Origin of the sequence: Clostridium sp. MSTE9, from assembly GCF_000277625.1 — a bacterium.
GTDB classification, from domain to species: domain Bacteria; phylum Bacillota; class Clostridia; order Oscillospirales; family Acutalibacteraceae; genus Faecalispora; species Faecalispora jeddahensis.
This window is the reverse complement of record NZ_AKFU01000035.1, coordinates 430112-444760: the sequence shown is the minus strand read 5'-3', so window position 1 is coordinate 444760 and position 14649 is coordinate 430112. Positions and strand designations below refer to the sequence as shown.

The following is a 14649-nucleotide window of genomic DNA, read 5'->3' as shown; positions in this document are numbered from 1 at the left end:
GCATTTCGCATAAAACCGAAATGCTTTTTTTATTTCTTTGCGCAGAATCGATAAATTTAGGGATTTTATTGACTTTTTTTCCTTGGTGTATTATCATCTTAGAAGTACAAAATAGCTTTGAAAGAAACTGATTTTAGCTTCTTTTTCTGACAAAAACAGGATGATTTTCTCTTATTTCAGAAACGACTTTTCAATTGAATTTTACTGACAATTTTTTTGTTTTGACAATATTACAGTTATCCTTTGAATTTCATGACAATACTACCTGTTATTATAATGATTGGAGCGTGCCGCGTTGGATAAATTTGTGATTACCGGTGGCAATCGGCTGACCGGTGAAGTAATCGTGAGTGGCGCTAAGAACGCCGCTATTGCCATTATTCCGGCAGCTATTATGGCGGATGATATTTGCAGAATTGAAAACATTCCCAATATAACCGATGTTACAGCAATTACCCGAATTTTGTACGATATGGGGGCTAAGATTCGAAAAATCAACTCTTCTACCATTGAAATCGACCCAAGGCCGATTCATACCTGTGTGGCTTCGTATGAGCTGGCCCGGCATATCCGCGGCTCGTACTATCTGCTGGGCGCTTTGCTCGGCCGGTTCCGCCACGCGGTGGTCAGCATGCCCGGCGGCTGCGATTTCGGCGTACGTCCGATTGATCAGCATTTAAAGGGGTTTGGGGCGCTTGGCGCAACCTATGCGCTGGAAGGCGGCATGGTGGACGTTTCCGCGAAAGAGCTTATCGGGAACAATATTTACATGGACGTAGTTTCGGTCGGTGCGACGGTTAATATTATGCTGGCGGCCGTACGGGCCAAGGGTACGACGGTAATTGAAAACGCCGCCAAAGAGCCTCATATTGTCGATTTGGCGAACTTTTTAAACTCGATGGGGGCAGATGTCCGCGGTGCGGGCACCGATGTGATCAAAATCTACGGTGTCGAGCACCTCAAAGGGACAACCTACTCCATTATTCCGGATCAGATTGAAGCCGGAACGTATATGGCCGCGGCTGCGGCTACCGGCGGCGACGTGCTGATCAAAAACGTGATTCCGAAGCATCTCGAATCCATTTCTGCCAAGCTGGAGGAAATGGGCGTTACTGTGGAAGAATACGATGATTCCATCCGGATCAAACGCAATCAGCCTCTGAATCGCTGCAATATTAAAACGATGCCTCACCCGGGCTTCCCGACCGATATGCAGCCGCAGATTGCGGTTGTGCTTTCGATTGCCCACGGAACAAGCATTATCAATGAAAGCGTATGGGACAATCGCTTCCGTTATGTGGAGGAGCTCAAGCGCATGGGCGCTCAGATTTCCGTCGACGGCAAGCTGGCGGTAGTGGAAGGTGTTGATCACCTGAATGCCGCTCCGGTAAGGGCTACGGATCTTCGTGCCGGCGCTGCCATGCTGATCGCGGCTTTGTGTGCGCACGGCGTCAGCCAGGTAGAGGATATTCAGCACATTGAGCGCGGGTATGAGGATGTAGAGAAAAAGCTTCTGGCTTTGGGCGCAGACATCAAACGGGTTCATGTGCCGGACCCTTCGGTGGCGCAGGCGGTCTGAAACGAATAAAGTAGTCACAAAGGTTCAGGTCCCGGTAAGTATGGCCGGCCTGAACCATTTTTGTCAGTGAAGGAGCATGCTATGGCAAGGTTTTGCCCGCTGTTCAGCGGCAGCAGCGGAAACAGTTTTTATATCGGCAGCCGTGACGCGGGAATTCTGATCGACGTGGGCCGAAGCGCCCGACAGATCACGAAGATGCTCGAAAGCTGTGAAATTCCCATTGAGGCTGTTAAGGGGATTTTTATTACGCACGAGCATACGGATCACGTAAAAGGCCTGCGTGTGTTTTCGGAAAAGAATCGTATCCCGGTTTACGCCTCCGCCGGGACGCTCCTGGCCTTGGAAGAGGCTGGTGAGCTCACCGCGAAAATGAGTTGCTGTGTGGCGGAGGAACGCGGAACGGAATGTGCCGAAATGATGATTCGCCCGTTCCCGATTTCGCACGACTGTGCCGAGGGCTTTGGGTACCGCGTCCACACGGGCGATGACAGAACATTTACCCTTGCAACAGATTTGGGGTACATATCCGACGAGGTTCGTCGGGAGCTGGAAAACAGTGATCTGGTGGTGCTGGAATCAAACCACGATGTGGGGATGCTGCAGAACGGCCCTTATCCTTATTATTTAAAGCGCCGGATTTTGTCTGATGTGGGGCATTTATCGAATGAGGTCTGCTCCAGTATGCTGCCGCATCTGGCCGAAACGGGGACGACACGTTTTGTGCTGGCTCACCTGAGCACGGAGAACAACACGCCGGATATTGCGTACCAGACCTCTCTGTGTGCGCTGAAAATGGCCGGAATGCAGCAGCAGATCGATTTTGAGCTGACGGTTGCACCAAGAGAAAATCAAACGGGGAAGATTCTGCTGTTTTAGCCTGAAATGTTTCTCCCCGCTTTCGGCAGGGAGAAATTAGCTTGTTGGGCAACAGCGCAGAAATCAGCTTTCCTGACGGCTTGAAATGAGCTTTCAGGATCAGGAGATCATATGGTAACGATTCAAATCTTATGTGTCGGCAAGCTGAAGGAAAAATACCTGCAGTCGGCTTGTGAGGAATACGCAAAGCGTCTGGGTGCTTTCTGCCGCTTTTCCATCACCGAGATCGCGGAGGAGCGTCTGCCGGATGCTCCCTCTGAGGCGCAGATTCAGGCGGCCCTTAAAAAAGAAGGGGAACATTTGCTTTCTCTGGCGCAGGGTGCTGTGATATCCCTGTGCATTGAGGGCAAACTCCTTTCGTCGCCGCAGCTTGCGGCAGAGATCGAGCGCCGTGCGGTGGGCGGAGCCAGCGCATTTACATTTATCATCGGCAGCTCGTTCGGGCTTTCTGACGAGGTGAAAGAGAAAAGTGCGCTGCGGCTTTCCATGTCGCCGATGACATTTCCCCATCAGCTTGCCAGGGTAATGCTGTGCGAACAGATTTACCGGGCGTTTCAGATCAACAGCAACGGAAAATATCATAAATAATCTCAAAATCGCCCTTCATTCGCCATCCTTTTTGCGAAGAGAAAGACGAAAAAGGAATCTTTCATTTTATAACAGGAAAATCGGAGTCATTTGCTTCGGGAATTTTGAAAAAAATCTTGCAGTTTTTACCGTGTTATGGTATGATATATGGGCATTTGGATACCGTTGGCCTTTCCGGCGGGGTTCAATGCCCGGGAGTTCCCGTGACATTGAAGCGGACAGTCCTCTGCATTGCATGAATGTCTGATATTTTAGGAGGAAAAAGAATGGATGCTTTAAAATTAATTGCTCAGGAATCTGCAAAGACCGAGCTGCCGAAGTTTGGAATCGGCGATACCGTTAAGGTCAGCGTAAATATCCGTGAAGGTGAAAGAGAGAGAATTCAGCTGTTTGAGGGCACCGTAATCGCCCGTAAAGGCAGCGGCATTACCGAAACCTTTACTGTCAGACGTGTATCCTATGGCGTAGGCGTGGAGAGAGTTTTCCCGATCCATTCCCCCAACGTGAAGGATGTTGCCATTGTGCGCAAGGGCCGTGTACGCCGTGCGAAGCTGTACTACCTGCGTGACAGAGTTGGTAAGGCTGCCAAGGTGAAGGAGCAGATTCGCTAATCGGGCGAACCACTCCCGTTATATTTGGATTTCAAAAGGCTGTGGGGGGAGGTTCCACACAGCCTTCAACGGCTAGAAAGGGACATTGATTGTCCCTTTTTTGCTATTCGCGAAAAGGAGGCGCTCGTCCGTTGCAAGAGGAAGAAAAGAACCCATTGGTGCAGACCGCACCGGAATCAGAGCTGCAGCAGAATGATTCGGACCCGAATGATCCGTCTCCTCATCCCAGTGCGTTTACCGTAAGCTGTTTTGAATGGGTGGATTCTCTGGTCATGGCGCTGGTCGCCGTAGTCATTCTGTTTACCTTTTTGTTCCGTGTGGTAACGGTGGACGGTACCTCTATGCTGCCGAATCTTTATAGTGGAGACAGAATTGTGGTCTCCAGCTATTTTTATCAGCCGAAGCAGGGCGATGTGGTTGTGCTGAAGCGTACCATCGGCCTGACAAAGCCGATCGTCAAGCGCGTGATCGCGCTGCCGGGGCAGACAGTGGATATTGACTACATTACCGGTACGGTTTCTGTGGACGGAAAAGAGCTGGATGAATCTACCTATATTGAAAACGGAATCACGCACGAGCCGATGACGTCGGAATCGCTGCTGCAATTCCCGCAGACAGTTCCTGCCGGGCATATCTTTGTTCTCGGTGACAATCGCGAGGTTTCGGAAGACAGCCGCTTTGAGGCGGTCGGCATGGTGGATGAACGATATATTTTAGGGAAAGCGGAATTGGTTTTGTTCCCGGTTTCCCGGTTTGGAAGGATTGGATCATGAGCGAGCCACAATCGGTTCATTGGTATCCGGGGCATATGACCCGGACAAAGCGACAAATTGAAAAAAGCCTCAAGCTGGTGGATATTGCGGCGGAGATGATCGACGCCCGCGTTCCGGTCAGCAGCAGAAATCCTGTGTTGGACAGCCTGATCCAGAATAAGCCGCGGGTCATTTTAATGAATAAGTCCGATTTGGCGGATTCTGCGCAGACCGAGCGCTGGATCCGCTTCTACCAGTCGCAGGGGATTTCCGCTGTTGCGCTGGATAGCCGCTCGGGCAAAAATCTGAAAGCCTTTTTCCCGCTGGTGCGCGATGTTCTTTCTGACCGCATCGCGGCGTGGAGAGCAAAGGGCATGGTGGGCCGCCCCGTCCGCGTGATGGTGGTGGGTGTGCCGAACGTGGGGAAATCCTCGTTTATCAATAAGCTTTCTCACGGAGGGAAAGCCAATGTGGAGGACAGGCCCGGCGTTACCCGCAACAACCAGTGGTTTACGCTGGGCGGCGGCTTTGAGCTTCTGGATACTCCCGGTGTTCTCTGGCCCAAATTTGAAGACCCCCTGGTGGGGGAGCGTCTGGCCTTTACAGGCGCGGTGAAGGACGATGTGGTGGATACCGAGCATCTGGCCGCCCGTCTGCTGGAAGTTCTGTGCGTGTCCTACCCGGCGCCGCTGAAAGAGCGGTATAAGCTTCAGGATGTGGATTTCACCGGAATGAAAGGCCACGAGGTGCTTGCGCTGATCGCCAAAAAACGCGGCATGCTGATTTCCGGCGGGGAAGTGGATACCGAGCGCGCGGCCATTACCGTGCTGGATGAATTCCGCGGTGCGAAGCTTGGACGCGTCACGCTGGAGCAGGTGCAGAAATGATGGATTGGTATGCCTATGAATGCGGCGTGCAGAAGCAGGGCTTTTCGGCTGTTTGCGGTATTGACGAGGCAGGCCGGGGGCCCTTGGCCGGCCCGGTATTCGCCGCCGCGGTGATTTTGCCGCAGCACTGCGAAATCGATGGCCTGAACGATTCCAAAAAGCTCAGTGAAAAAAAGAGAGAGCTTCTCTTTGACCAGATTCAGCAGCAGGCGGTTTCGTATTCCATTGCATTTGCCACGGAGCAGGAGATCGACAGCATCAATATTTTGCAGGCGACCTTTCTTGCGATGAACCGCGCCTTTTCCGGCTTGTCGGTTCCCTCGGACTGCGCTTTGGTGGACGGCAACCGCGACCCGCATCTGCCGGTGCCCACTACTTTGATCATCAAGGGCGACGCGCAGAGCGCGAGTATCGCGGCGGCTTCGATTCTGGCCAAGGTCAGCCGTGACCGGCTGATGACCGAGATTGATAAGCTGTATCCGGAATATCAGTTTCAAAAGCACAAGGGATATGGCACCGCGCTGCACAGAGAGCTTCTGCTGAAACATGGCCCTTGTCCCGTGCATCGAAGAAGCTTTTTGAAAAAAATTCTGGGAGAGGGTTTCGTTGGATAATCACTCCGGAAAAACAGGCGAGACGTATGTTGCGGATTTGTTGGAGCAGCGCGGCTGCCGGATTCTGTGCCGCAATTATCACTCCCGCTTCGGCGAGATCGACATCATTGCGCAGGACGGCGGTTATCTGGTCTTTGTAGAGGTCAAAACCCGCGGAAAGCGCTGTTTTGGCGTTCCGCAGGAAGCTGTGACCGCGTCAAAACGGCGAAAGCTGATTCTGACCGCCTCGCAGTACCTTTCGGAACATGATTCCGGGCTGCAGCCGCGATTTGATGTTGCCGTGGTGCGCACAGATGAAGCGGAACAGGTCGTTTTGACTGAGTATTTTGAAAACGCCTTTGACGCAGAAGGCTGCTTTGCATAAAAATACGAGAAAACCCTCTTTGGTCCATAGATTTTTGTATGGAAAAGAGAGGCTTTTTTCTGAAATGAAATTCTGTGCCGCTGCCGTTCTCAATTTCTCGGAATTCTTTGACACGCTGAACAATTTATTATAAAATAAGGCAAGGAACGTACGAAAAGGGGGAATTCACCTTGCAGTATAAATGCACCAGAAACAAAGCAGAGTCACTTTCCGCCGCTCAGGCGATCGTACAGGGGATTTCGGCGGACGGGGGACTGTTTGTTCCGGAAAGCCTTCCGGCTTATACCGCAGACGATTTAAAGGTGCTCAGCAAAAGCAGCTACACCGAGCGGGCCGCTCGCATTTTGGCCGATTTTCTGCCGGAGTTTTCCGCGGAGGAAATCCGTGAATGCGTAGAGAGTGCCTATTCCGAACAAAAATTTCCCGGCGGCGCGGCGCCGCTTCACCGCATTCCGGAAAGCAACGAGGCTTTTCTGGAGCTGTGGCACGGGCCGACCTGCGCCTTTAAAGATATGGCTTTGCAGCTTTTGCCGCATTTGCTGACCAGATCTTTGAAAAAGACAAACTGCGATAAAACGGCTGTGATTCTGGTTGCCACCTCCGGTGATACGGGTAAGGCGGCGCTGGAAGGCTTCCGCGATGTTCCCGGCACCAAGATCCTGGTATTTTATCCGGATAAAGGCGTCAGCGCCATGCAGCAGCGCCAGATGAACACGCAGGAGGGCGAAAATGTTGCCGTTTGCGCCATTGAGGGCAACTTTGATGATGCCCAGACCGGCGTGAAGCGCATTTTTACAAATCCGGAAATCCGCAAAGAGCTCGATGAAAACGGCATGCTGTTCTCCAGCGCGAACTCCATCAATTGGGGCCGCCTGCTGCCGCAGATCGTTTATTATTTCTCCGCTTACTGCGACGCGGCCGAGCAGGGGATGCTTGAGCTGGGACAGCCCCTGAATGTTGTGGTGCCCACCGGCAACTTCGGCAATATTCTGGCTGCCTATTATGCGAAAAAAATGGGTCTGCCGATTGGAAAGCTGATTTGTGCGTCAAACTCCAATAATGTGCTGACGGAATTTTTGAGTACCGGCGTCTATGACCGCAACCGCAAATTCTATACGACGATTTCCCCCTCGATGGATATTCTGGTATCCAGCAATCTGGAGCGCCTGCTGTTTGATCTGACCGGCGGCAATTCCGAACAGGTGTCCGGCTGGATGAAGGAGCTCGGCACCACAGGTAAATACGAGGTTGGGGCTGAACTGGCCGCAACTTTGAAGGATTTGTTCTTCTCGAGCTTCTGCGATGATGCTCAGACGAAGCAAACAATCCATGAAATGTTCCAGAGCAAGAACTATCTTTGCGACCCCCATACGGCGGTGGCTGAGGCTGTCTATGAGCAGTATGTGAAAGCGACCGGCGATGAGAAGACTTCTACGGTGATCGTTTCGACCGCAAGCCCGTATAAGTTTGCGGACAGTGTGCTCGAGGCCGTCGCACCCGATGAGAAGCAGGAAGCCGACGACTTCGCAAAGATCGGGCAGCTTTCTTCTCTGACCGGCACCACAGCGCCCGCGCCGATCGCGCAGCTTCAGGAAAAGACCGTTCGCTTCCAGAATTGCTGCGAGATTGCGCAAATGCCCCAGGTGGTACTGCAGATGGCTGGGCTAGAAGCCCCCAAAGCCTGAACAGATAGAAATGAGGTAGCACATGGCGTTGTATGCGATTGCCGATCTGCACCTTTCCCTTGGCGCCAATAAGCCCATGGATGTGTTTGAGGGCTGGCACAATTATGTGGAAAGGCTGGAGAAAAACTGGCGCAGTATCGTGCGGCCGGAGGATACGGTGGTGATCGCCGGGGATATCTCCTGGGCGATGAAGCTGGAAGAAACCGAAAAGGATTTTGCATTTTTGCATTCTCTGCCGGGGAAAAAGCTGCTCCTGAAGGGCAATCATGACTACTGGTGGAGCACCAGAAGCAAAATCGATACGTATCTTGCCGCAAAGGGCTTTGATTCGCTGCAAATCGTGCACAATGATTCTTATCCCGTCGGGCAGTTTGGGGTATGCGGTACGCGCGGCTGGCTGTATAACGCGGCCAGCGATGAGGACATCAAGATCGTCAACCGCGAGGCGGGCCGTCTGAACGCCTCCATCGATCATGCAGTGGCGCAAGGGCTCAGGCCCATTGTGTTTTTACATTATCCCCCCGTATATGACGGGATGGTCTGCAAAGAGATTTTAGAGGTTCTGATCAGCCGGGGAATCCGGAAATGTTATTTTGGGCATATTCACGGCACACAGGCGTCCCGCAGGGCCGTGACAGGGGAGTATCAGGGAATTGAGCTACACCTTATTTCCTGTGATTATCTTGGGTTTGCACCGCTTTTTGTCTGTTAAATAAATTATGAACATTTCCGTGAAAATATGGAATATTTGCCCCCGGTATGCTATAATAAATAAGATAATTTGCAATTAGCAGGAGGAAAACAAAATGAGTTTAAAATCGTCCAATCAGGTAGAAACTAACCGTTATCAACTTGAGGTTGAGGTTGACGCGGATACTTTTGAAAAAGCGGTTAACCAGGCTTTTCATAAACAAGGCAAAAAAATTACGATCCCGGGCTTCCGCAAAGGCAAGGCTCCGCGCGCTTTCATCGAAAAATATTACGGAGAGCAGTTTTTCTACGAGGACGCTGTAAACACTGTTTACCCTGCTGCTTTGGATGAGGCTGTAAAAGCAGCTCAGCTCAGACTGGTTGATGACAAAATTGATTTTGACGTCGTCAGTATCGGCAAAGACGGACTGGTGTTTAAGGCAATTGTTACCACCTGGCCCGAGGTCAGCATCAGCGACTATAAGGGCCTTGAAGCGTCCAAGACTCCGGTTGAAGTAACCGATGAGGACATTGACAAGGAAATCCAAAAGGTTCAGGAGCGCAATTCCAGAATGATCACCGTGGAAGATCGTCCGGCTCAGCTCGGCGACGCGGCTGTCATCGATTTTGAAGGTTTCGTGGACGGCGTTGCCTTTGAAGGCGGCAAGGCGGAAAACCACACGCTGGATCTTGGCTCCGGCCAGTTTATCCCGGGCTTTGAGGAGCAGGTTGTCGGCCACTCCACCGGCGAAGAGTTCGATATCACCGTAACCTTCCCGGAGGATTATCAGGCTTCCACTCTCCAGAACAAAGAGGCCGTATTTAAGATCAAGCTGCATGAAATCAAGCAGAAAGAGCTGCCGACCGTTGACGATGATTTTGCAAAAGACGTCAGCGAATTCGATACGCTGGAAGCTTATAAAGAGGATATTCGCAAAAATCTGCTGGAATCCCGTGAGAAGGCTGCCCAGGATGAGGTTGAGGCTCAGCTGATCGACCAGCTGGTAGAAAAGCTGCAGGGTGAAATTCCGGAGGCTCTGTACCAGAACAAGATCAACGACGATCTGCGCGACTTCGCATATCGCCTGCAGTCTCAGGGTCTGGACTTCAATACCTACCTGAAGTATACCGGCATGGATCAGAACACGATCCGCGACCACTTCAAGCCCCAGGCTGAGAAGCAGGTCAAGGTTCGCCTGGCTCTTGAAAAGATTGCCGAGCTGGAAGAAATTAAGACCACAGCGGAAGAAATTGAAGCTGAATTCGAAAAGCTCGCCAAGACCTACAGCATGGAAGTCGACAAGGTAAAGAGCTTTATCCCCGAAAAGGATCTGGCTCAGGATCTGGCGGTGGAAAAAGCGGTCGGCATCGTCCGTGACAGCGCAAAGATCACGGAGAAGAAAGATTAATGACAAAGCGCCTTCTGGAGCTTTGACGATACAAATGGATATTCCGCCGCCGATTACCGTGCGAATCGGCGGCGGAAATACAAAGAAAACCCGCATGGAAGAAAGGTGGTTAAGATGAGTTTAGTCCCTTATGTTATTGAACAAACAAATCGCGGTGAACGCTCGTACGACATTTTTTCCCGCTTGTTAAATGATAGAATTGTGATGTTGAATGAAGAGGTCAACAACGTGACGGCAAGTCTCGTGGTTGCGCAGCTTCTGTATTTGGAAGGCCAGGATCCGTCGAAGGATATCAGCCTTTATATCAACAGCCCGGGCGGCTCTGTAACGGCCGGCCTGGCAATCTACGATACCATGCAGTATATTAAGTGCGATGTTTCCACGATCTGCATCGGTATGGCCGCTTCTATGGGCGCGTTCCTGCTGGCTGCCGGTGCAAAAGGCAAACGCTTTGCACTGCCCAACAGCGAAATCATGATCCATCAGCCCAGCGGCGGTGCGCAGGGCCAGGCGACGGATATTATGATCCACGCAGATCACATTATCGCCACGAAAAAGAAGCTCAATGAGATTTTGGCGGAGAAAACCGGGCAGCCTATTGAAGTGATCATGAAGGACACCGAGCGTGATAACTTTATGACCGCAGAACAGGCCGCTGCATACGGTCTGGTTGATAAAGTGATTGCCAAGAGATAACTTCTATGTGAAGCAGGTGATAATAGAATGCCGAATAACGACGATACCAAGGAGAGAGAATTGTGCTGCTCCTTTTGCGGTAAGCCGCAAAGCCAGGCTCGCCGCCTGATCGCCGGTCCGGGTGTTTATATTTGCGACGAGTGCGTGCAGCTTTGCAATTCCATCCTGGAGGATGAGTCGCACTTATCCAACCGAAAAAAGACCTATACGGGCGATACCGGCACGATCCTGCTCAAACCGCAGGAGATCAAAAAGAAGCTGGATGAATATGTAATCGGGCAGGATAAGGCAAAAGTTGCTCTTTCCGTCGCGGTTTACAACCACTATAAACGCGTTTATTACGGCGGCGAGGATGTGGAAATCAGCAAAAGCAATGTGCTTTTGCTGGGCCCCACCGGTGTGGGAAAGACCCTGCTGGCGCAAACGCTTGCAAAACTTCTCGATGTTCCGTTTGCAATTGCCGATGCCACAACGCTGACAGAGGCCGGCTATGTGGGCGAGGATGTGGAAAACATCCTGCTCCGCCTGATTCAGGCTGCCGATTTTGATATTGAACGCGCAGAGAACGGTATTATCTATATCGATGAAATCGATAAGATTGCCAGAAAATCCGAAAACCCTTCCATTACCCGCGACGTCAGCGGCGAGGGTGTTCAGCAGGCTCTGCTGAAGATTCTGGAAGGCTCCGTCTGCAATGTGCCGCCGCAGGGCGGCCGAAAGCATCCGCAGCAGGAATTCCTGCAAATTGATACCTCGAACATCTTGTTTATCTGCGGCGGCGCTTTTGACGGACTGGAGAAAATTATTGAGAGAAGGACAGCCTCTTCCTCGATGGGCTTCGGCGCACAGATCAAGAGCAAAAAAGAACTGGATACGACTGCGTGGATGTCCGAGGTAATCCCTCACGATCTGGTCAAATACGGCCTGATCCCCGAGCTGGTGGGCCGTCTGCCGGTCATCACCGCACTGAACGGATTGGACGAGGAAGCGCTGGTGCGCATTCTGACCGAGCCGAAAAACTCGCTTGTGAAACAGTATAAGCACCTGTTCCAGCTCGATAAGGTTGATCTTGATTTCCAGCCGGATGCGCTGCGTGAGATTGCCAAAAAGACCATTGAACGCCAGACAGGTGCGCGCGGACTTCGTTCTATTCTGGAAGAAATCCTCACCCCGCTGATGTACGACGTTCCTTCGGAATATACGGTGGAAAAGGTGATGATTACGCCGGAAGCCGTGAAAAAGGGTACTGCGCCGGAGCTGGTTTATAATGAAAACCGCAAGCCGGTCAAAATTAAAATTTCAAATCCCCAAAAACGCGGGCGCAAGGATACCGCGTCTTAATTCACAGCATAGCTGTTGTTGACAAGGAACAGGAATCTTATCCTTGTTAGCAGCAGCTTTTTTCTTCACTGAAAACTACAGGAGTGAAATATGAGCAAAAAAATCGAGCGACAAACAGAACTACAAACCTTGCCGGTTTTGGCATTGCGCGGGCTGGTTTTGTTTCCCGGTATGATTCTGCAATTTGATGCGGGAAGAAAAAAATCGATTTTGGCCCTGCACGAAGCAATGGAGCAAAATCAGACGATTTTCCTGGTAGCTCAAAGAGATTTCGAAGACAATGATCCGGATTCCGAACAGGTGTTCCAGATTGGCGTCATCGCGAAGATCAAGCAGATTCTTCATCATACGGAGGACGGAGTCCGCCTTCTGGCCGAGGGGATCTGCCGCGCGCGGATAGAAGAGGTTGTCAGCGAAACTCCGTTTTTGACGGTAAAGGCTGCGGTGATGCAAACACCGCCTGCCCGTGTTACCCATAAAACGGAAGCTTTGGTTCGCTATACGCAGAGTCTGTTTGAAAGATACCTGCAGAATTACAAGCGTATTTCGCCCGACATCGTGATCGGTGTTGTGAAAAATAAAAGCTGTGGTCCTCTGGCTGATTATATTGCTTCGAATCTGATGCTGGATTTTGAGCAGAAGCAGGTCATTCTGGAAGAGCTGCACCCGGTTCGCCGGCTGGAAAAGCTGGTGGATATTCTCGAGCACGAGGTTCAGGTACTGGAAATCGAGAATGAGATCACCGAAAAAGCCCGGGAGCAGATGAACCAGAACCAGCGGGATTATTTTCTGCGGGAGCAGATCAAGGCGATCAACTACGAGCTGGGGGAGGACGACAACCCCCAGGAGGAAGCCGAAGAGCTGCGCGAGAGGATTTTACAGCTCGATATGCCGGAAAAGCAGCGCGAAAAGCTGCTGAAGGAATGCGACCGCTTCGGCAAAATGCCGTTTGGCTCGCACGAGGCGAGCGTGATCCGCAATTATCTCGATATTTGCGTGGAGCTGCCCTGGAGCACTTCCTCCAAGGAAACGATCGATCTTGCGAAGGCACAGCGTGTTCTGGATAGAGATCATTACGGCCTGAAAAAGGTAAAGGAACGAATTCTGGAAACGCTGGCCGTCCGAAAGCTTGCACCGGACATCAACGGGCAGATCGTTTGCCTTGTGGGCCCGCCCGGCGTCGGCAAAACCTCCATTGCCAAATCCATTGCCAAGGCGATCGGCCGCAAATATGTGCGGGTATCCTTGGGCGGCATCCACGACGAGTCCGATATCATGGGGCACCGGCGCACGTATATCGGTTCCATGCCGGGGCGGATCATGAACGCGGTCAAGCAGGCCGGGGTCAATAACCCCCTGATTCTGCTGGATGAAATCGACAAGCTGAGCAGCAGCTTCCGCGGCGACCCCGCGGCCGCACTGCTTGAGGTGCTGGATTCGGAGCAGAATTCCGCGTTTTACGATCACTATATTGATATGCCGTTCGATTTGAGCAAGGTGCTGTTTTTGACAACGGCCAACGACGCCAGCACGATTCCGGAGCCTCTTTTTGACCGCATGGACGTGATTTTTCTTTCGAGCTATACGCATGAGGAAAAATTCCAGATTGCAACAAGACACCTGATTCCCAAGCAGCTGAAAAAGCATGGGATCAGCGCGCAGACTCTTCGGATCACCCCCGCAGCTGTGCGTGACCTGATTGACAGCTACACCCGTGAGGCGGGTGTGCGAAATCTGGAGCGCAACATTGCGGCGATCTGCAGAAAATGCGCAAAGCAGATTGTAGCGGAAACGGGAGAGAGTCTGAAAATCACAGTGAAGCCTTCCGACCTGGAGGGACTGCTCGGCCCCCGCCGCTTTAAGCCGGAAAGCCGGAACAAGCTCGACGAGGTCGGTCTTGTGAACGGTTTGGCATGGACCAGCGTAGGCGGCCAGACGATGCCGATCGAGGTCGCTGTGATGGAAGGAAACGGAAAGCTGCAGCTGACAGGTTCGCTCGGCAACGTGATGAAGGAATCTGCCCAAACAGCGATCAGCTGCATTCGCTCCAAGGCGGCGCAGCTGGGAATTGACGGGCAGTTCTACAATAAAACGGATATTCACATCCATGTGCCGGAGGGCGCTATCCCGAAGGACGGCCCATCGGCCGGTATCGCGATGGCGACTGCCATTACCTCGGCGCTTTCCCAGATTCCCATCCGCCACGACGTGGCAATGACCGGTGAGATTACGCTGCGCGGCCGGGTGCTGCCGATCGGCGGCCTGAAGGAGAAATCCATGGCCGCTTACCGCAACGGAATCCGTACGGTCATCATTCCGGAGGATAATTTCTCCGACGTATCGGAATTTGACGACGTGGTCAAGGAGAATATCCATTTTGTTCCGGTCAAGAAAATCGATGAGGTGCTTGGCTTGGCGCTGACCAAAAGGCCCCGCCCGCTGCCGCAGGCCAAGGCCGCGGTTCCGGCTGCTGAGCCTGCTGCTAACAATGCAGACCCCGTTGCACAGCCCCAGCCGCCTGTGATACGGGAGCAGCCTCAATGCTAGAGGTGTTGAA

General features: G+C 52.1%; 14 protein-coding genes. All 14 read left to right on the top strand.

What is annotated here, in order from left to right; all coding sequences use genetic code 11:
- Nucleotides 1–295: 295 nt before the first annotated feature.
- The 14 genes from HMPREF1141_RS10970 to lon all read left to right on the top strand — a co-directional run bounded on the left by HMPREF1141_RS10970 (nt 296) and on the right by lon (nt 14639).
- A complete protein-coding gene (locus tag HMPREF1141_RS10970) occupies nt 296–1579 on the top strand; it encodes a UDP-N-acetylglucosamine 1-carboxyvinyltransferase (protein ID WP_009063789.1) in 1284 nt (427 codons plus the stop codon).
- A gap of 81 nt (nt 1580–1660) precedes the next feature.
- Nucleotides 1661–2455 (top strand): MBL fold metallo-hydrolase, encoded by a 795-nt coding sequence (locus HMPREF1141_RS10965; protein WP_009063972.1) that lies wholly within the window; start codon nt 1661–1663, stop codon nt 2453–2455.
- A 111-nt stretch (nt 2456–2566) separates the two neighbouring features.
- Nucleotides 2567–3043 carry a 23S rRNA (pseudouridine(1915)-N(3))-methyltransferase RlmH gene (rlmH, locus tag HMPREF1141_RS10960; protein WP_009063749.1) on the top strand — a complete coding sequence of 159 codons (477 nt, stop codon included), beginning with the start codon at nt 2567–2569 and terminating at the stop codon, nt 3041–3043.
- A gap of 266 nt (nt 3044–3309) precedes the next feature.
- Nucleotides 3310–3654 (top strand): 50S ribosomal protein L19, encoded by a 345-nt coding sequence (gene rplS / locus HMPREF1141_RS10955; protein ID WP_009063527.1) that lies wholly within the window; start codon nt 3310–3312, stop codon nt 3652–3654.
- Between the two features lie 131 nt (nt 3655–3785).
- Nucleotides 3786–4427 carry a signal peptidase I gene (gene lepB, locus HMPREF1141_RS10950; protein WP_009064307.1) on the top strand — a complete coding sequence of 214 codons (642 nt, stop codon included), beginning with the start codon at nt 3786–3788 and terminating at the stop codon, nt 4425–4427.
- Nucleotides 4424–5293, top strand: a complete 870-nt coding sequence (gene ylqF / locus HMPREF1141_RS10945) for a ribosome biogenesis GTPase YlqF (protein ID WP_009063863.1) — start codon at nt 4424–4426, stop codon at nt 5291–5293. Before lepB ends, ylqF begins: the two co-directional genes overlap by 4 nt.
- A complete protein-coding gene (locus HMPREF1141_RS10940; protein WP_009063902.1) occupies nt 5290–5907 on the top strand; it encodes a ribonuclease HII in 618 nt (205 codons plus the stop codon). Before ylqF ends, HMPREF1141_RS10940 begins: the two co-directional genes overlap by 4 nt.
- On the top strand, nt 5900–6271 hold the full coding sequence (locus HMPREF1141_RS10935; protein ID WP_009063742.1) for a YraN family protein: 372 nt from the start codon (nt 5900–5902) through the stop codon (nt 6269–6271). The genes HMPREF1141_RS10940 and HMPREF1141_RS10935 overlap by 8 nt, the downstream gene beginning before the upstream one ends.
- A gap of 170 nt (nt 6272–6441) precedes the next feature.
- On the top strand, nt 6442–7956 hold the full coding sequence (gene thrC, locus HMPREF1141_RS10930) for a threonine synthase (protein WP_009064295.1): 1515 nt from the start codon (nt 6442–6444) through the stop codon (nt 7954–7956).
- A 22-nt stretch (nt 7957–7978) separates the two neighbouring features.
- Nucleotides 7979–8668 (top strand): metallophosphoesterase, encoded by a 690-nt coding sequence (locus tag HMPREF1141_RS10925; protein ID WP_009064309.1) that lies wholly within the window; start codon nt 7979–7981, stop codon nt 8666–8668.
- 94 nt (nt 8669–8762) lie between these two features.
- Complete coding sequence (tig, locus tag HMPREF1141_RS10920; RefSeq protein ID WP_009064092.1) at nt 8763–10055, top strand: trigger factor; 1293 nt, start codon at nt 8763–8765, stop codon at nt 10053–10055.
- Nucleotides 10056–10169: 114 nt separating this feature from the next.
- Nucleotides 10170–10751 carry an ATP-dependent Clp endopeptidase proteolytic subunit ClpP gene (clpP, locus tag HMPREF1141_RS10915; protein ID WP_009064157.1) on the top strand — a complete coding sequence of 194 codons (582 nt, stop codon included), beginning with the start codon at nt 10170–10172 and terminating at the stop codon, nt 10749–10751.
- A gap of 27 nt (nt 10752–10778) precedes the next feature.
- The gene (gene clpX / locus HMPREF1141_RS10910) at nt 10779–12092 is read left to right on the top strand and encodes an ATP-dependent Clp protease ATP-binding subunit ClpX (protein WP_009063560.1); all 1314 of its coding nucleotides are present in this window, start codon (nt 10779–10781) and stop codon (nt 12090–12092) included.
- Between the two features lie 90 nt (nt 12093–12182).
- Nucleotides 12183–14639: an endopeptidase La gene (gene lon, locus HMPREF1141_RS10905; protein WP_009063803.1), complete on the top strand. Its 2457-nt coding sequence runs from the start codon at nt 12183–12185 to the stop codon at nt 14637–14639.
- The last annotated feature ends 10 nt before the right edge of the window (nt 14640–14649 follow it).